At 68.5% G+C, this 17,777-nt stretch carries 13 protein-coding genes; 5 read left to right on the plus strand and 8 right to left on the minus strand.

What is annotated here, in order from left to right; all coding sequences use genetic code 11:
- Window positions 1-7: 7 nt before the first annotated feature.
- The 6 genes from QHF84_RS27715 to QHF84_RS27740 all read right to left on the minus strand — a co-directional run bounded on the left by QHF84_RS27715 (window position 8) and on the right by QHF84_RS27740 (window position 5,061).
- Window positions 8-1,366, minus strand: coding sequence for a hypothetical protein (locus QHF84_RS27715; RefSeq protein ID WP_281316452.1), 1,359 nt, complete (start codon window positions 1,364-1,366; stop codon window positions 8-10).
- Between the two features lie 684 nt (window positions 1,367-2,050).
- Window positions 2,051-2,755 (minus strand): hypothetical protein, encoded by a 705-nt coding sequence (locus QHF84_RS27720; RefSeq protein ID WP_281316453.1) that lies wholly within the window; start codon window positions 2,753-2,755, stop codon window positions 2,051-2,053.
- A 388-nt stretch (window positions 2,756-3,143) separates the two neighbouring features.
- A complete protein-coding gene (locus QHF84_RS27725; RefSeq protein WP_281316454.1) occupies window positions 3,144-3,803 on the minus strand; it encodes a glutathione S-transferase family protein in 660 nt (219 codons plus the stop codon).
- Between the two features lie 107 nt (window positions 3,804-3,910).
- On the minus strand, window positions 3,911-4,195 hold the full coding sequence (locus QHF84_RS27730) for a sigma-70 region 4 domain-containing protein (RefSeq protein ID WP_281316455.1): 285 nt from the start codon (window positions 4,193-4,195) through the stop codon (window positions 3,911-3,913).
- 494 nt (window positions 4,196-4,689) lie between these two features.
- Window positions 4,690-4,857, minus strand: coding sequence for a hypothetical protein (locus QHF84_RS27735; RefSeq protein WP_281316456.1), 168 nt, complete (start codon window positions 4,855-4,857; stop codon window positions 4,690-4,692).
- A gap of 24 nt (window positions 4,858-4,881) precedes the next feature.
- Window positions 4,882-5,061, minus strand: a complete 180-nt coding sequence (locus QHF84_RS27740; RefSeq protein ID WP_281316457.1) for a hypothetical protein — start codon at window positions 5,059-5,061, stop codon at window positions 4,882-4,884.
- 670 nt (window positions 5,062-5,731) lie between these two features.
- Here QHF84_RS27740 and QHF84_RS27745 point away from each other — a divergent pair.
- The 5 genes from QHF84_RS27745 to QHF84_RS27765 all read left to right on the plus strand — a co-directional run bounded on the left by QHF84_RS27745 (window position 5,732) and on the right by QHF84_RS27765 (window position 13,886).
- The gene (locus tag QHF84_RS27745) at window positions 5,732-6,922 is read left to right on the plus strand and encodes an efflux RND transporter periplasmic adaptor subunit (protein ID WP_281316458.1); all 1,191 of its coding nucleotides are present in this window, start codon (window positions 5,732-5,734) and stop codon (window positions 6,920-6,922) included.
- Between the two features lie 42 nt (window positions 6,923-6,964).
- Window positions 6,965-10,108 carry a multidrug efflux RND transporter permease subunit gene (locus QHF84_RS27750; protein WP_281316459.1) on the plus strand — a complete coding sequence of 1,048 codons (3,144 nt, stop codon included), beginning with the start codon at window positions 6,965-6,967 and terminating at the stop codon, window positions 10,106-10,108.
- Between the two features lie 175 nt (window positions 10,109-10,283).
- Window positions 10,284-11,081, plus strand: coding sequence for a hypothetical protein (locus QHF84_RS27755; RefSeq protein ID WP_281316460.1), 798 nt, complete (start codon window positions 10,284-10,286; stop codon window positions 11,079-11,081).
- A 43-nt stretch (window positions 11,082-11,124) separates the two neighbouring features.
- The gene (gene hisF, locus QHF84_RS27760) at window positions 11,125-11,967 is read left to right on the plus strand and encodes an imidazole glycerol phosphate synthase subunit HisF (RefSeq protein ID WP_281316461.1); all 843 of its coding nucleotides are present in this window, start codon (window positions 11,125-11,127) and stop codon (window positions 11,965-11,967) included.
- Window positions 11,964-13,886, plus strand: coding sequence for a hypothetical protein (locus QHF84_RS27765; RefSeq protein ID WP_281316462.1), 1,923 nt, complete (start codon window positions 11,964-11,966; stop codon window positions 13,884-13,886). Before hisF ends, QHF84_RS27765 begins: the two co-directional genes overlap by 4 nt.
- Window positions 13,887-14,222: 336 nt before the next feature.
- Here QHF84_RS27765 and QHF84_RS27770 read toward each other — a convergent pair whose 3' ends face one another.
- On the minus strand, window positions 14,223-15,386 hold the full coding sequence (locus tag QHF84_RS27770; protein WP_281316463.1) for a thiolase family protein: 1,164 nt from the start codon (window positions 15,384-15,386) through the stop codon (window positions 14,223-14,225).
- A gap of 12 nt (window positions 15,387-15,398) precedes the next feature.
- Window positions 15,399-17,768 (minus strand): 3-hydroxyacyl-CoA dehydrogenase/enoyl-CoA hydratase family protein, encoded by a 2,370-nt coding sequence (locus tag QHF84_RS27775; protein WP_281316464.1) that lies wholly within the window; start codon window positions 17,766-17,768, stop codon window positions 15,399-15,401.
- Window positions 17,769-17,777: the final 9 nt, after the last annotated feature.

Genomic DNA, 17,777 nt, shown 5'->3' on the forward strand with positions numbered 1-17,777 from the left:
CCGGCTACTACTTCCCGAAGTAGGGCTTGATGGCCTTGAGCCAATGCGGAAAGTCTTTATAGACTTCCTCGTACAGCGTCCACACGGTCTGCGGATTCAGTTCGTCTGGTCGCTTCAGGTTCAACAAATTCGTGAGTTCCTTGTGCCGCGCCTCGGTCAAGATCACTGACGGTATCTTGTCGAGGTCTTTGGCTAGCCTCAACTCTCGCGCCATCGCCTTCTCCAGGATGTGGTGTGCCTGGTACGCCCCGCCGAGGTTGTCCGTGAACTTCTTCATCACCTCGTACGCGCCTATCGCCCCGTTCTGCTCCAGCGCATGCGCGATGTCCGCCCCGTACTGCTTGGCTAGGAACTCGGCCGTCTCCTTCGACAGCTCCTCGGTCCCCTGAAGGATGAGCGGCGCCTTTTTCGCGCACGCCTCCTCCAACTTCTTCACGAACTTGTCCGCCTGCCCGAGCACCACGCCCGAGGCGATCGCCGCGGTGGCCACCGCCGCCTGGACGATGGGGTTGTCGACGCCGTCCTCGTTCGTCCCCCCGATGACGCCGAATTGCTTGCCGTCCTTCCGCGCAAGGTCGGCGTTCATCTCGCCGTTCGCGATGGCAGACGCGATCGCGAGCTCCAGCGCGATCTCTTCGAGCCGCGTCTTCGGCTTACCCTTGCCCTTCCCGTTCCCCTTGCAGCCGTCTTTCGTCTGCTCGCATGGGACCGCGCTCACGAGCGGTCTCCGCGGCTGATCCACGAGGGTCGGCAGCGCGCCGCCCCGATCCACCAGCGTGCAATGCTCGTCCACGCACTTCGGTGGGTGCACCTCGTCCCGCTTCGGCAACACGCCCTCCGACGGCAGTTGCGGCTCGCTCGACAGCACCCCCTCGGGCGGAGGCGGCGAGGGCCGAGGCTTCTCCGGCGGGCGCTCCGGCATCTTCTTCACGCCGGGCGGCACGACCTCCACTCGTTCGTCCTTCGCTGGCGGCGGCTTCTGCGGCTCCGAAGCTTCGGCGGACGTGGAGGCTCCGGCCTTGTTCTCCGCGGCCGGGGCCTTGGACGGGTCCTTCGGCGGCGCCGGCTTCGGGCGCGGCGGCGCGGGGCACGTCAACTTGTTGTGCGGGATCGGCAGGAGCTTCGCGCTCTCGGGCGGCGCGTAGGGGTCGAACACGTAGACGGTGAGCCCCTGGGCCTTCGTCGTGAACTTCGCGCGGCTCGTGGTCCACATGGCCTTCGCCCCCGGCGAATAGGCCCACTCATTCACGTTCGATGCGATGTCCGGCGGCTTGACGCAGACGCGGACCTCCGCGCGGACGCGCGACGGCGCGCACAGGACGAAAAGGCTCAACGGCAAACACCAGGCGAAGACGCGACGAAGCATCGACGGAACCCGAGGTGGCCGCGCGCAACCTGCACTGGGCGGGGCCGGCTCCCTGCTGGCTGTCATGCCTGCGTGGCGTGCCTGCGGGCGCGAACTCGTTCGCGCCGGAACCTCGCCTGGGTCCCGCGCATGGGGCAATACCTCACGCGGAGCCTATCGTCACCCAGCCACCCGGGGAAGACCCTGCCGGGAGGTGGGTGGGCAGATGGGCGACTCCTTCGCAGGACCGTTCGTCGGGTGGGGTGAGACCGTCTCCGGGAGGGGTGGGACTGTCTCCAGAGACAGATGAGAGTGTCCTCCGGGGAGGGCGAGACCGTCCTGCAGGAGGGTTGGGAGCGTCCTCGAGGGGGATGAGAACCCCCTCCGAAAGGGGCGCGAGTGTCTCGGGGAGGAAGGACAGTACCGCCGCGAAAGTGACGAGACCGTCATGCAAAAGGGTCGAGCGTGTTCTCGCGGTGTAATGAGACCCCTGTCCCGGAAAGGACGAGGGGTCTCCAGCGGCGGCCGGGAGGGTCTCGGAGAGGATACGTAGCATTCAAGGGGAGGGACGAGAGCGTCCTCCGAGAGGGGTGACAGCCTTTTCGAGGAGGGAGGTCGCTGTCATCGAAGAGAGACGAGAGCGTTTTTCGGGGGGATGGGACTGTCGTCGGAGAGGGTCGAGGGGTGCGCCCGGGCTCGGGTCGGTCAATCTCCCAGGTCCTTCTTCGTCTTGCCCACGCCGAGCTTCCTCAACCGCTGGTCCGGATAGCCATGATAGCTGATGAGGTTGTGCTCCTTGGACACCTGAAGCTGGATGCAGAACTGCGTCTCGTCCCCCGCGACGGTCTTGCCGATGGTGTATCCGGCGTCGTCTCCGATGTACCAGGCTGTCCAGCCCTCGTCGCCGGAGCCGGCGAGCAAGGTGGCCATGTGGGTATTGATGGCGGTTTCCATCAAGCCCTTGGCCGTCTCCTTGTCGACCGTCCACTGCGCCTTCTTTACGGTGACGTTTCCAGTGAAATGATAGTCGCCATGAGCGGCGCCGTACTCCAGGACCATTTCCATGACGGGCGCGGGGGCACTGAGGTCCGTCATGTAGTCGACGAGATCCTGGAGGGTATCGATCGTATATGTCCCCTTGGCGCGTACGAACGCCAAGGGCCCTCGCTTCACGGTGAGGTCGTTCTGGTTGATCCTCGTCTTGAGCGGCCCGTCGAGGAGCGCCAAGAGGTTGTCGCTCGTGTAGGTCCCGCTCCCCTGGCCGCTGGTGATGACCAGCTTGGCCTGGACGGGGGGACCCGCCGGACGGCCGCCGGCTGGCGCAGGAGCCGGTGGCATTCGGGCCCCAGGCGCGGGCTTGCCCACCAGCTTCGCTGGATGGGGCGGCAGCGCCTCCCGCCTCTGCGCCACCGCGGCTGGACCTAGAGGCCTGGGCCGCGCCACCGTCGCCGGGTGCGGGAGCCGCCCTGCCACCGTCGCCGGGTGCGGCGCCTTCTTCTGTACCACCGTCGCCGCATGCGGCGACCGCCCATTCCGCCCTCCGCCCCCTCGTGCCCCGTCGCTCATCGCCGCACCTCGACCCTATCCGCGGGATTTTACCGGCCCATCTCCACCTGGGCCAACCTCCGCGACCCGGAACCCCTCCCCGCGCGATGCATGTGCCTCCGCGGCCTCTCCGCGCGGGCCTCACGGGACTCCCTGACAGCCCGTGGATCAGCCACGGAGTCTGCGGCGTTGCTGGACGGCTGCTCGAGACGGAAGGTTCTCGCCGACGCCGGGCACCGTGGTTTCGCGGCGGTCAGCTTTGGGCGCCGGTCTTGCTGTCTGCCGCAGCAAAATGCGCCATCTGGTCTGCGTGTGCCTTCACGAAGGACGGGCGGGCCGTAGCGCGCGCGACATAGTCACGACAGGCGGGATATCCCGCCAGCCCGTCGAACCGATCGACAAGGCGCAGCACATCCGCCATGAGGATGTCGGCGATGGAGAAGGTCCCGGCGAGCCATTCGCGTCCTGCCAAGACCGACTCCATGTGCTGGAGCCGGGCCTTGAGGAACCCGTCCAAACGCTTCCACGCCGGCGTATCACCCGTGTCACCGGAGAACGCCAATATGGACCAGGGCAGGCTCGCCATCTCGACCGAGTTGAGCGCCGCGAACAGCCATTCCAAAACCTTGCAGCGATTGCGCGGATCGGCAGACATCAGCGCTTCACTACGTTCGCCCAGATGAAGCAGGATCGCGCCGCTCTCGAAGATCGAAATGTCTCCATCGGTCAACCACGGTACCTGGCCGAAGGGCTGGTGCGAGAAATGCTCGGCATTCCGAGCGCGAAATGGCACGCTCTCGACGCGATAGGGCAACCCGGCCTCTTCCAGCGCCCAACGCACACGTATGTCACGCACATAGCCTCGCGGCGTCTCGGGAACCCAATCGAAGGTGGTGAGGATCAGGTCGACCATTCGGCATCTCCCTCCGGCGATGGCCGACTATAACGCTTTCGGGCGCGTAGGGCAAACCGACCGGGATTTCCTGCTCCATGAGGTCCCAGCGGGAGCGGGCGCGGCCCTCACGCGAACGAGAGCATCTCCAACCGCTCTTGGGCGAGACGCAGGCGACTGTAGACGGCCTTTGCTTTGATTCCGAGCGTCGCCGCAATCTCCGGGACCGAGCACCCCTCCAGGTACGGAATCACCGCTGCCCGGATGCGCGGCCTCATCTTCTCCAGAAACCGCTCGAGCCGGAACATCCCGTACATCGCGTGTAAATACGTCTCCGCCGACGTCCCGTCCCCCTGCTCGGGAAGGTCCTCCGCAAACCCTGCGAGAACCTGCCGCTCGTAACGCGCAAGCACGATCGACCGTGAATGGCTCCAGGGACGTCGCAATGGGCGCGGCGATCCAGGGCATGCGAGCGGGCCGCCCTGGAAAGGACAGCCCGCCCTGCGGGTTTACGAGGCGCGGCGGTAGTAATGCATGGCCCGGGCGACCTCGACGCATGCCAGCACCTCCCGGGCCGAACTGGGCAAGGACGACCGCTTGCTCCTTGCACGGATGCGCAATCCCTTGCCTAGAGAGGCAAGCTGTCCGCGAACGCCAAACCTCGATCCGACCGCTACGCCGGCTGGCCCAGAGATTGCCGAGGTCCAGGGAAACCTCATGCGCCCCACGACGGGCGAGCTGACGTGCGAAACGATACCGCGCTCTCTGCGCACCCGAAAAAAGAAAGAACCATGAGCCTGCTTGCAAGAGGGCTGCACGCCCTGGTTGCTCCCCTCCTCCTCACCGCTACCACCATCCCGGCGAGTGGTTCAGCCTCGGCCAGCACCGATTGCCTTGGGGCTACGAGCTACACGTTCGGCACGGTGGACCTCTTCACGCGCTGCGTGAGTCGTGAAATCGTGGTCTTCGCGGACTCGGACGTGGAGGCGCTCGGATGCGCCCTGGCGAGCGCCGCGCGCCGCGGCGTACGAGTCGCCCCACCGTGGTTGCCGCGAATGTACACGATTTGCGTCACCGGCTTCCTAGGGAGGTCAACCCTTCACGTCTTGTCGTACTCCCAGGGCGACGCCGAGGCGTGCGCACGCTCCCAGGTCTGCGGGGCCTTGGGCGACTGCACCGCCGCCCCGAACGCGTGCCGGTGATCCGTCGTCCCGTCGTAGGGGCGGTCGTCACCACAGGCGGCGAACACGAGGAGCCCGCTTACTCGCGGCGTCGACACGGCGACCGCTTCTGCGCCAATACGACAATCTCGAGGGCTCACGCGCCTGCAGGTTGCCGTGGGAATCGTGCTTCATCGTCGGGTCCACTCCAACGGGAGCCTCCTCTCGACTTGGACGAGTGTACAATATGGCCAGCAGGCGAACCTCTTTTGACCGGCGCGGTCCACGTGCCAGGTGGTATGTCAAGGTAAGATTTCCAAACAGCTCTTTGGGTTCGAATCCGAGCTTGCGAAGATCGACTCCATGGTTTGCTCTTCGCCCGAACCCTTGCACCTCATATTGTTCGTGGTAGACCTCGTTCCGTTTTGCACGAGATGGATCTGTAAACCAAGGAAAGCCGTGTGGGGCGCCACGACCCAGGGCCGTGCATGTCTCTCGTTCTGGCTCCGAGGTTCCCCTCCCTTCACCACGGCGGCATGACAGGAACGGCATCGCCGCGCCCCCGTTGCGCTTGGGCGTGAAGAAGGGCGAATTCCCGGCCTGACGTGACCACCCTACGCGGGAGGTGTCGGGGTACGCACGGGCCTCTCGCCATTGCCTCGTCCTCCGCGCGCGAACCTCACGGAGATGTTCCGCGATCGGACCAGGCAGGAGCCCGCTCGCGTTCGTCCGGGCATCCCTCGGGCGGCCATTTCGGACAAACCCGCGAAAGACCGATAGAAAAACGACATGCGACACCTTCGTCTCCCCTTTTTGTGCGCGGCGCTCCTCACGGCCTGCGCGTCCGCCGAGACGAGCACGCCGCCGCCTCCGCCGCCGCCCCCCGAAGTCTCGGTCGTGTCCGTGACGCCGCACGCCGTGGTGCTCGAGGACGTTCTTCCAGGCCGCGTCGTGCCGGTGCGGGTCGCCGACGTCCGGCCGCTCGTGTCCGGCATCGTGCGCGAGCGGCTCTTCACCGAGGGCGACACCGTGAAGGCAGGGCAGGTGCTCTATCGCATCGACCCCACGGTCTTCCGGGCCGAGGTCGCGAGCGCCGCCGCGACGACGGAACGGCAACGCGCAGCCCTCGCGGTCGCGACACGGGAGGCCGAGCGCGCGCAACGCCTCGAAACGAGCGGCGCCATCGCGGGGCAGGCGGCCGATACGGCGCGCAGCACGGTCGACATCGCACGGGCCGACCTCGCCATCGCCGAGGCCTCGCTCGCGCGGAGCAGGGTCAACCTGCGCTACGCCACCGTCACGGCGCCCATCAGCGGACGTATCGGTCTCTCCCGCGTCACCGAGGGCGCGCTCGTGGGGACCGCCGATCCGACGCCGATGGTCACGATCCAGCAGCTCGACGACGTGTACGTGGACATCCGTCAGCCGGTGATGCGCTACGAGGAGCTACGCAAGCGCCTCGCGCGTGGCGAGCTCGAAACGAGCCAGGGCCTCCCGGTCACGCTGCTCTCGATGCGCGGCGAACCCTACGCAGAGCAAGGACGACTGCTCTCGACCGACGTGAACGTCGACCCGTCGACGAGCGAGTTGACGCTGCGCGTGCTCGTCAAGAACGCGGACCTCCACCTTTTGCCGGGGATGTTCGTCCGGGCGCGCATCCCCGTCGGCCGAGAGCCTCAGGCAATCACGGTGCCGCAGCAGGCCGTGCTCCACGATCCCGCGCTCGGGGAGAGCGTGCTCGTGGTCGACCCCGGCGACCGCGTCGTAGCGCGTTCCGTGACGACGGGTCGTGTCGTCGAGGGACAGCAGATCGTCCGCACCGGGCTCGCGGCGGGCGACCGCGTCATCGTCGAGGGACAAGAGCAGCTCACGCCCGGCATGTCGGTGCGTCCCTCGAACTGGAAGCCGCCGCCGAACCGGCCGAACGCGCCCTCCGAAGCTCCGGCGGCGACGGCCGCGCCGAGCGCCTCGCCACCTTAACCCCTGACGCGGCGCGCATGCCCGCAAGCGAATAACGAGATCATGCCGCGTTTCTTCATCGAGCGCCCAGTCTTCGCGTGGGTCGTCTCCCTCTTCATCGTTTTGCTCGGCGTGCTCGCGCTCGGGCGCCTGCCGGTCGAGCGCTACCCGACCGTCGCGCCCCCGAGCGTGAACGTGACGGCCGTGTACCCCGGCGCGACGCCCTCCACGATGAGCGAAAGCGTCCTCGCGCCCATCGAGCGCGAGATCTCGGGCGTGCCGCATCTGCTCTATTTCGAGTCGTCCTCGGACACGTCGGGCGTCGCGCAAATCACGGTCACGTTCGAGCCGGGGACCGATCCCGAGCTGGCCCAGGTCGCGGTCCAGAATCGTCTGCGCACCGTGGAGCCTCGACTGCCGCAGATGGTCCGGCAGATCGGCCTCGCCGTCGAGGCATCGACCTCGAACTTTCTCTGCATCGTCGATCTGCGCTCGCCCGATGGCCGCTACGACGAACAGACGCTCGGCGACTTCCTCTCGCGGGGTCTCGTCGAAGAGCTGAAGCGTGTACGTGGCGTGGGCAGCGTGCAGGTCTTCGCCGCCGCGCGCGCCTTGCGCGTGTGGCTCGACCCCGCGCAGCTCGCGGCGCTCGAGGTGTCGGTCGAGGAGGTGGCGAACGCCATCCGCGCGCAGAACGCGCAGGTTTCGCCGGGCCGGGTGGGCGACGCGCCGACGGTCCCGGGCCAACGCGTGACGATTCCCCTCGTGGTGAAGGGCGAGCTCGAGACGCCCGAGGAGTTCGGCGCCATCGTGCTGCGCGCACGACCGGATGGTTCGCGTGTCCTTTTGTCGGACGTGGCCCGCATCGAGCTCGGCGCGCAGAGCTACCGCACCTCGACGCGAACGGACGGCTCCCCCTCGGCCGGCGCGGGCGTGATGCTCTCGCCCGGGGCGAACGCGGTGGAGACGGCAGCGCTCATTCGCGCGCGCGTCGCCGAGCTCGCCGAGGGCTTCCCGGACGGGATCGAGGTCGGCATTCCGTACGACACGGCGCCTTTCGTTCGTATTTCGATCGAGAAAGTCTTCAAGACCTTCTTCGAGGCCATGGCGCTCGTGTTCGTGGTGATGTTCGTCTTCCTGCAGAACCTCCGCTACACGCTGGTGCCCGCCATCGTCGCGCCGATCGCTCTGCTCGGCACGTTCGCCGTCATGTATGCGACGGGGTATTCGATCAACGTCCTGACGATGTTCGGGATGGTGCTCGCGATCGGCATCATCGTCGACGATGCGATCGTCGTGGTCGAGAACGTCGAGCGCATCATGGCGACCGAGCGCCTCTCGCCAAAGGACGCGACGAAAAAGGCGATGAAGGAGATCACCGGCGCGGTCATCGGAATCACGCTGGTGCTGTCGGCCGTGTTCATTCCGATGGCGTTCGCGTCGGGCTCGGTCGGGACGATCTACAGGCAGTTCAGCCTCTCGATGGCGGTGTCGATCCTGCTCTCGGCGTTCCTCGCGCTCTCGCTGACGCCCGCCCTCTGCGCGACCCTGCTCAAGCCGGTGCCCGCGCACCACGATGCAAACCGCGGCGTGTTCGGGCCTTTCAATCGCGGCTTCGCGTGGCTCACCGAACGGTACGGCCGGGGCGTCGGACGCGTGGTGAAGCGTAGCTGGATCGGGCTCGTCTCGCTCGTTGCCATCGGCGCCGGCGCGGCGTGGCTCTTCCGCGCGTTGCCTGGCTCGTTCTTGCCCCAGGAGGATCAGGGTTACTGGATCTCGAGTGTCGCGCTGCCTTCGGATGCGACGGCCGAACGTACCGATCAGGTGATCCGCTCGTACGAAGCCTACGTTCGCGAGCGACCGGGCGTGCGTGCAGTGGTGGCCATCCAAGGCTTCGGCTTCTCCGGCTCGGGCCCGAACGCGGCGCTCATGTTCACGATCCTCAAAGACTGGGACGCGCGCGAAGGCGCAACGGCCCAGGGAGAGGTGCAAGCCGCGAATGAGCGTTTCTCGAGCCTCCGCGACGGAATGATGTTCAACGTCCTCCCGCCCTCCATCGATTCTCTCGGCACGAGCGCCGGGTTCGCGATGCGCCTCGTCGATCGACGCAACCAGGGGCAAGCTCGCCTGCTCGCAGCACGAAATCAGCTCCTCGCCGCTGCTGCGAAGAGCCGCGTGGTGCAGGGGGTTTATCCGGAGGGTTTGCCCGACGGTGCGTCGGTGCGCGTCGAGATTGATCGTCAGAGCGCAGAGGCGTTCGGCGTGTCGTTCGCGTCGATCAACGCGACGCTCTCGGCGGCGCTCGGCTCGATGTACGTCAATGACTTTCCCAACGCGGGGCGTCTGCAGCAGGTGATCCTCCAAGCGGAGCCCGGGGTGCGGATGCAGCTCGACGACGTGTTCGCGCTGCCGGTGCGCAACCAAGAAGGTCGCATGGTCCCGCTCTCTGCCGTGGCCACACCTCGGTGGGAGCGGAGCCCGCTCCAGCTCGTTCGTTACAATGGGTATCCCGCCATGCGTCTCTCCGGCACCGCAGCGAGCGGCTTCAGCAGCGGAGAAGCGATGGCCGAAATGGAGCGTCTCGTTGCGCAGCTCCCCCCGGGCTACGGCGTCGAATGGACGGGGCTCTCGTATCAGGAGCGTCTCTCGGGCGACGAAGCGCCCGCGCTCATCGCGCTCTCCCTGCTCGTGGTGTTCCTCGTGCTCGCCGCGCTCTACGAGAGCTGGTCGATCCCCGTGTCCGTCATGCTCGTGGTTCCCCTCGGTTTGCTGGGCGCGCTCTTGGCGGTGAAGCTGCGCGGCATGCCGAACGATGTCTTCTTCAAGGTCGGTCTGATCACGCTCATCGGGCTTTCCGCGAAGAACGCCATCCTCATCGTGGAGTTCGCCAAGCAGCTCGAAGAGGAAGGGCGCTCGGCGGCGAGCGCGGCCATCGAGGCAGCACGATTGCGCTTGCGTCCCATCCTCATGACGTCACTTGCATTCACACTCGGCGTCGTCCCCCTCGCGATCGCAAGTGGCGCCAGCGCGGAAACGCAGCGCGCACTCGGTACTGGTGTCCTCGGCGGGATGATCAGCGCGACGGTGCTTGCACTTGTGCTCGTCCCCGCGTTTTACGTCGTCGTGAGAAGCGTGGTGAAGCGGCTCTCGCCTGAAGCCGCTGGCCGCCGCCCGGAGGCCGCGCCGTCCATTCAGCCTACCGAGTGAGCGTCAAGGCGCGGCGCTGGGCCTTTGCCCCAGGCCCCCGCCGGGGCTCTCGAGCGCTGGACGCTTCCGTCCCCGCTCCCGCTTCCGCCCCCGCTTCCGCAATGTCCGACACTGTTGACAGCCCCCTCCGAAAGGCCACCATCATGCACGCATCCTTGACGGCAGGAGGCCGACTTTGCTGAAGCACCTCAACATCGACGAGATGGTGGCGATCATCGCGCCCTGGGTGGACGAGTCGAAGCGCAAGGGCGTGTTCCTGTCCATCCCGGAGATCGCGCCGCTGCACGGCAAAGTGCTGAAGGCCTACGAGGCCGTGCTCAACATCCCGCAAACGAAGGCCACGCCGACCGCGCTCGCGTCGATCCTCGAAGAGGAGACGCTCGTGGATGCGCGGCACGATCACCTCGCCCGCGCCATCTCGCTCTCGCTCGACGCGCGCGCCGAGCTCTACCTCGCGGGGCACCCGCCCGACTTTGCGCGCGCGGCGCGGGCCCGGGACATCTCGCGCAAGCTCTTCCCGACGGGCCTCGCGATCGTGAACGCGTCGCTGCTCGCGGAGTCGGGCAACACGGCGCGCGTGGCGCGGCTCGTGCGGGAGGAGGAGCCCTGGATGTGCGAGTTCCTCGGGGAGATCCCCGCGGGCGCGCCTCCGCACACCCTGCGGGACGTGGTGGACGCGTGGATCGCGGCCGGCGCGCGCCTGGCGGAGCTCGAAAACGCGCGGACCGAGCTCCTCGCGAAGGAGGCCACGAAGCCCGAGGGCGTGCTGTCGCCGCAGGCCGCGCGCAGCTTGTGGCTGCGGGTCGTGTCGCAGGTCCTTTCGAACCTGGAGCTGTCGGAGGCGCCGGCCGAGTACATCGAGGCGATCCGCAGGCCGGTCCTGCGTGCGTCCGAGCGAGCCGAGCGGCGGTATGCGGGCGAGAAGGCCGTGACGGACGCGAGGGACGACGACACGTTGCCGGCCGACGGCTGAAGGGAAGTTGGCCCATCGCGGCGCTCGGCGCTAAGCGCGCTGTGTGCTGGCCAAGCGCATCATCCCGTGCCTCGACGTGAAGGACGGACGCGTCGTGAAGGGCGTCCAGTTCGTCGGGCTCCGGGACGCGGGCGACCCCGTCGAGGCCGCCCGGCGCTACGACGAGGCCGGCGCGGACGAGATCACCTTCCTCGACATCACGGCCTCGCACGAAAAACGCGGGACGCTGCTCGACATGGTGCGCGCGGCGGCCGACCAGATCTTCGTGCCGCTCACCGTGGGCGGCGGCGTGGGGAGCGAGCGCGACATCGAGGCGCTGCTCGACGCGGGCGCCGACAAGATCGCGATCAACACGGCCGCGGTGCGCGAGCCCGAGCTCGTGGAGCGGGCGGCGGCGCGATGGGGCGCGCAGGCGATCGTGGTGGCGATCGACGCGAGGCGGGTCGGGACGGACGAGCCTGTTTCAACGATGGGGGCTCCGCCCGGCGAGCCGGGCTCTGCCCCCAAACCCCCGCGGTGGACCGTCGTGACGCACGGGGGGCGGCGGGAGACGGGGCTCGACGTGGTCGAGTGGGCGAAGCGGATCACGGGGCTCGGGGCGGGGGAGATCCTGCTGACGAGCATGGACCGGGACGGGACGAAGGCGGGCTACGACCTCGCGCTGACGCGGGCCGTGGCGGACGCGGTGAGCGTGCCGGTGATCGCGTCGGGAGGTGTGGGGACGCTCGAGCATCTGTACGAGGGTCTGGTCGTGGGAGGGGCGGACGCGGCGTTGTGCGCGTCGATCTTCCACGACGGGACGTACTCGGTGGCGGAGGCGAAGGCGTACCTCGCGGGACGCGGGGTGCCGGTGCGGCTGGGCGAACCGAGGAGAGGTGGGTCGTGAATCGGGCGAACGTGACGCTTTCGGAGGTCCTCGGGGCCGCATCCGCGCGGGCTGCGGCGATGGTGCCGGAGAGCGCGGGCTACCTCGTGCTGTCGCTCTGCGACGCGCTCGGGAACCTGCCGATCCGAGTGGACCCCGCCGCCGTGACGCTCTCGCACGAGGGCGTGGTGGCCGTGAACCGGCAAGGCGAGGTGCTGTCCGGCGCGGAAGCCGCGCGCGGGCTGCGGGAGCTGCTCGGGCGGCTGCTCGCGGTGACGGCGGGAGGCGCGCCGGGCTTGCATGCCGTGGCAAGGCCAAGGGCGCAGGCCGCCGAGCGAGGGCCGGGTTTGGTGGCGGCGGAGATCGAGGCAGCGCTGGTGCCGCTGAATCGGGGCGCGGCGAAGCGGACGCTGGCGAGGTTGGCGAAGGAGACGGCGCGCGCACTGGAGGCCGGTCTCGTGGTGGAGCCGGCGCCGCTGCCGGCGCCCGTAATCGTGGCCGCGCCGGTGGTGGCGGCTCCGGTGGCCGCACCTGCTCCCGCGCCTGCGCCCGCTCCAGCTCCCGTGGCCGCTCCCGTGGCCGCTCCCGCTCCCGTGGCCGCTCTCGCCCCCGCGCCTGCTGCCGTCTCCGTGCGCGTGGCCGCTCCCGCCTCCGTGACCGTCGTGGACGCGCCCGTTTCGATCGCGGCCATCCCTTCCCTGCCGTCGGATCTGCTGTTCACCGCGCCGCCCTCCGGCCCGCTGCGGGAGGCGACGCCGACGCTCCAGGATCCGATGTCCATCGAGACGACCGACGCGACGCCGCTGTGCAGCGTCGATCTCGCCTTGCTGGAAGCGCCTCCCGAAAGCGAAAAGTCGAGCCCCGCTGCCGCGGTCTTGCCCGCCTCGGAGCCGGTCGCCGCGCAGGCGCCGGTGCCGGTGGTGCCCGCGGTGGCCGAGTCGACGTTGCTTTCGGCGCGGGAAGCGGCGGTCGAGCTGTTGCCGCCGGCAGAAGCGTCACCCGTGGCTGCGCCGGTGTCCGTGAAGGACACGGCGACACGTGGGGTCCACGAGTCGACGCTGCCCTGGCCGGTCGGGCTCGGGATGCGGCCGCCGACGCCGCGGCCGGCATCGGCGCGGCCGGCCGTGACGCCCTCGGTACGGGTGGAGGAGGCGCGCGAGGCGGAGACGGCGGCCGTGGTGCATGTCGTGCCGTCGGAGGTGCCGCCTTCGGCCGAGGAGCTACTCAGCTTCGAGTTCGAGGTGCTCACGCCGCTGCCGTCGCCGGCCGTGGAAAAGGGCGTGGAAGCGCTGTCGCCGTCGGGATTCTCGGGCATGGTGGAAGCGCTCGAGCATCCAGCGACGGCGCCGCCCGCGTCGGTGGTGGATTCGGTATCGGTGGCGCCTTCGGTGTCGGTGAAGGCGGTGGCCGTGGAGCCGGTGGTGGCAGAGGAGCCCGTGGTATCGGCGGAGCCGCCGGCGGCGGTCGTGGAAGAGGCTTCGGCAGAGGCGGCCGTGGTGGCGGCTCCCGCGAAGGCGGGGCCGGACCGCGTGGATGAGCTGCTCCATCGGTTCGCGTTGCCGGAGGGAGGCGAGGAGGCGCTGTTCCGGGCGACGGCGTCGAGCTTGAAAGAGCTCGCGGGGCTGGCACCGACGCCTTACGCGCCGGAGGTATTGCCGGCGATCCGGATTCCGGCGCGACCCGAAGGCAAGAGCCCGGAATGGCTGCCGCAAGCGCGAAAGGAGCCGGCGGAGATGACGCCGGCGCCGCTGGTGCCGGTTTCACGGAGAATGGGGGCGCGGGTGCTTTTGCCGCTCGCGCTGCTTTTGGTGCTGCTGGCCGGGACGGGCGTGCTCGCCTGGGCCAAGCCGGGCATTTTCGCGCGGGTGCCGCGGTTCTGGAAGGCGGCGCCGAGCGAGGCAGCCGAGAGGCCGGTGGCAGCGACGGACGAGGGGGAGTAGGGCGCGCGCGACTCCGCGTGGTTCATCCCCGCTCGAACCATTGTTTCGTCGCAGCTGCGCCATTGGCCACGAGCAGATCCATCATCTCTTTCGGCAACGTGAATTCGGTCGTGGACACGCCGCCGCCGCCTCGGCGATGAGCCTCCGCCCAGCTCCCGACCTCCCCGAAGCCCCATCGACGACCCTCCGCCGAGCTCCCGACCTCCCCGAAGCCTCGCCGACGACCCTCCGCCGAGCTCCCGACCTCCCCGAAGCCTCGCCGACGACCCTCCGCCATGGAAAGAAAAAGGCCCCCGCGCTTGCCGCACGGGGGCCCTCTTCAGCGATGGTTGCAGATCAGGCCCGCTCGAACAGCCCCGCCGCGCCCATGCCACCGCCGATGCACATCGTCACGATCGCATACCGCCCGCCGCGGCGGCGCAGCTCGTAGAGCGCCGTCGCCGTGAGCTTCGCGCCCGTGCAGCCGAGCGGGTGGCCGAGCGCGATCGCGCCGCCGTTCACGTTGAGCTTCTCGTCCGGGATGCCGAGCTCGCGCTGGCAGTAGACCGATTGGCTCGCGAACGCCTCGTTCATCTCGACGAGGTCGATCTCCTTGATCGAGAGCCCTGTCTTCGCCAGGAGCTTCTTCACCGCCGGCACCGGGCCGATGCCCATGATCGACGGATCCACGCCCGCCGTCACGAACATGCGCAGGTAGCCGAGCGGCTTCACGCCGAGCGCGTCCGCCTTCGCCTTCGTCGTCACGAGCGCCGCCGCCGCGCCGTCCGAGAGCGGCGAGCTGTTGCCCGGCGTCACCGTTCCCACCGTCGCGAACGCGGGCTTGAGCGCCGCGAGGCCCTCCAGCGTCGTGTCCGGGCGCGGCAGCTCGTCACGCGTGAACTCGAACGCGATGCGCTCGTTGCCCTTGTAACGCACGCCGTTCACCGCGACGATCTCGTCCTTGAAGCGGCCCGCCTCGATCGCCGCCGAGGCCTTCTTCTGGCTCGACAGCGCGAACGCGTCCTGATCGGCGCGCGCCACGTTGAAGCGCTTGGCCACGTTCTCGGCCGTGATGCCCATCGGCGTGTAGACCGACGGGAACCGATCCATCGCCTCGGGCGAGACCGAGATCTTGTTGCCCGTCATGGGCACCATCGACATGCTCTCGACGCCGCCCGCGATGACGATGTCCGCGTAACCGGCCGTGATGCTGCCCGCCGCGAGCGCGATCGCCTGCAGGCCGCTCGAGCAGAACCGGTTGATGGTCATCGCCGAGACCTCTTCGGGCAGGCCCCCGAGCAGGCCCACCGGCCGCGCCACGTTGAGCCCCTGCTCGCCCTCCGGCATCGCACACCCGAGGATCAGGTCGTCGATGTCCGAAGGCTTGATCTGCGGCACGCGCGCGAGCAGGCCTGCGACGACCTCACCCGCGAGCTCGTCGGGACGCTTCTGCGCGAGCGCTCCCTTGTGGGCACGGCCCACGGCCGAACGAACGGCCTCCACGATCACGATGTCTGCCATGGTCGTCCTCGCCTAGTTCCGCAGGGGTTTGTTGGTCATCAGGATGGACTGCATGCGCGCCTGGCTCTTCTCTTCGCCGCACAGGCTCACGAAGGCCTCGCGCTCGAGCTCGAGGATCTCGTCCTCGGTCACGTCGTGCGCGTTGCCGCTCGCGCCGCCGCAGAGCACGACCGCGAGCTTGCCCGCGATCTTGGCGTCGTGCTCGGTGGCGTAGCCGCCGGCGACGAGCGTGTCGACCATCATCCGGAGCGTCGCGATGCCGCTCTCGCCCGGCAGCCGGTACGCCTTCGGCGCCGGCGGGTGGTAGCCCGACTCGGAAAGGCCGATCGCCTTCGCCTTCGCCTCGGTCACGAGGCGCGCCTTGTCGAACGAGACGCCGTCCGTCTTGCGGAAGAAGCCGAGCGCCTTCGCCTCGTCCGCGCTCGTCGCGACCTTCGCGAGCGCGATGTTCTTGAAGACCTGCGTCACGATCTCCTGCGTGTTGATGCTCGCGCCCTCGGGGATGCCTTCGAGCGCGCGCCACAGCATGTTCAGGGTGCCCGCGCCGCCCGGGATCAGGCCCACGCCGACCTCGACGAGACCCGCGTAGGTCTCGGCCGCCGCCTGCACCGCGCCCGCGCCGAAGCAGAGCTCGAGGCCGCCGCCGAGCGTCATGCCCCACGGCGCCGCGACCACCGGCACGCGCGCGTACTTCAGCCGCTGCGTCGCGTACTGGTAGTTCTTCACCATCGCGCGGATCGACTCCCAGTCCTTCTGGCCGGCCGCCATCACGACGAGGAAGAGGTTCGCGCCGACGCAGAAGTGATCACCGTCGTTCGAGATCACGAGCCCGCGGAAGTCCTCCTCGGCCTTCGCGGCCGCGAGCGAGAGCATCGAGATCACGTCCGCGTCGATGCTGTTCGCCTTCGTCTTGAAGGTGAGGCCGAGGATGCCGTCGCCGAGATCCCACGCCTCGGCGCCGTCGTTCTTGAGCACCGGCGCCTCGCCCTTCTTCAGGATCGAGAACGTCGCGTTCCGCGGATCGATCGCGCGCTTCACGAAGGCGCCCTTCACGAGGTCGTACACCTCGTCGCCCTGGTAGAAGCTCGTCGCGCCCGAGGCGATCATCTTCTCGATCGACTCCGGCAGCGCGATGCCGTCCTTCTTCATGCGCTCCGCCGTCGCGACGAAGCCGAGCGCGTCCCAGGTCTCGAAGGGCCCGAGCTCCCAGTTGTAGCCCCACTTCATCGCGTCATCGACCGCGGTCACGTCGTCCGTGATCTCGCCGATCCGCCGCGCCGCGTAGGCGAGCGACTTCGAGAGCACCTTCCACGCGAACGCGCCAGCCTTGCCCTGATCCGCGACGAGCTTGCGCACGCGCTCCTCCGGCGAGCCGATCTTCTCGATCGACTTCGTCGCCTTGCGGATCGCCTCGTCGCCGCCCTTCGCCCGGTACTCGAGCGTGTTGACGTCGAGCGTCTGGATCTGCCCGTCCTTGCCCTTCTTGTAGAAGCCGCCCTTCGTCTTGTCGCCGAGGATCTTCTTCTCGATCATGCCGCGGGCGAAGGCCGGGACCTTGAAGACCTCGCGGTCCTCGTCCTCGGTCAGCGACGCGTAGCAGTTGTCGGCGACGTGCACGAACGTGTCCACACCGACGAGATCGGCGGTCCGGAAGGTCGCGCTCTTCGGGTGGCCCATCGCGGGGCCCGTGATCGCGTCGACATCCTCGGGCTCGAGGCCCATCTCGACCATGCCCTGGAGCGTCGCCAGCATCGCGTGCACGCCGATGCGGTTGCCCACGAAGTTCGGCGTGTCCTTGCCGACGACGATGCCCTTGCCGAGCACGTCCTCGCCGAAGCGGCGCACGCGCTCGAAGACGGCCGGATCCGTGTCGGGCCCGGCCACGAGCTCGAGGAGCTTCATGTAGCGGACCGGGTTGAAGAAGTGCATGACGAGGAAGTTCTTCCGGAACGCCTCGCCCCGGCCCGCCATCATCTCCGCGATGCGCAGGCCCGAGGTGTTCGACGCGACGATCGCGCCCGGCTTGACCAGCGCTTCGAGGCGCGCGAAGAGGCTCTGCTTCGGCTCGAGCTTCTCGATGATCGCCTCGATCACGAGGTCGCAATCTTTCACACGCGAAAGATCGTCCTCCACGTTGCCGACCTCGACGAGGCGGGCGAAGGACGGGTGGAAGAACGCGGCGGGACGGGCCTTGACGGCCTTGTCGAGCCCGCCCTGGGCCCACGCGTTGCGGGCCGTGCGGTCGTTCTTCTGAGCGTCGCCGAGGTTCGGCGGGACCATGTCGAGCAGGACCACGTGGATCCCGGCATTCGCGAGGTGGGCGGCGATTCCGCTGCCCATGACCCCGGCGCCGATGACGGCTGCACGGTGGATTGGCTTCATCCGAGAAGG

The organism is Polyangium sp. y55x31, from assembly GCF_029946505.1.
Classification (GTDB): domain Bacteria; phylum Myxococcota_A; class Polyangia; order Polyangiales; family Polyangiaceae; genus Polyangium.

Bases quoted from the DNA above. Each gene is read 5' to 3' on its own strand.
- QHF84_RS27715 (WP_281316452.1), bottom strand. From the start codon at position 1,366: ATGCTTCGTCGCGTCTTCGCCTGGTGTTTGCCGTTGAGCCTTTTCGTC.
- QHF84_RS27725 (WP_281316454.1), bottom strand. From the start codon at position 3,803: ATGGTCGACCTGATCCTCACCACCTTCGATTGGGTTCCCGAGACGCCG.
- QHF84_RS27745 (WP_281316458.1), top strand. From the start codon at position 5,732: ATGCGACACCTTCGTCTCCCCTTTTTGTGCGCGGCGCTCCTCACGGCC.
- QHF84_RS27750 (WP_281316459.1), top strand. From the start codon at position 6,965: ATGCCGCGTTTCTTCATCGAGCGCCCAGTCTTCGCGTGGGTCGTCTCC.
- QHF84_RS27770 (WP_281316463.1), bottom strand. From the start codon at position 15,386: ATGGCAGACATCGTGATCGTGGAGGCCGTTCGTTCGGCCGTGGGCCGT.
- QHF84_RS27775 (WP_281316464.1), bottom strand. From the start codon at position 17,768: ATGAAGCCAATCCACCGTGCAGCCGTCATCGGCGCCGGGGTCATGGGC.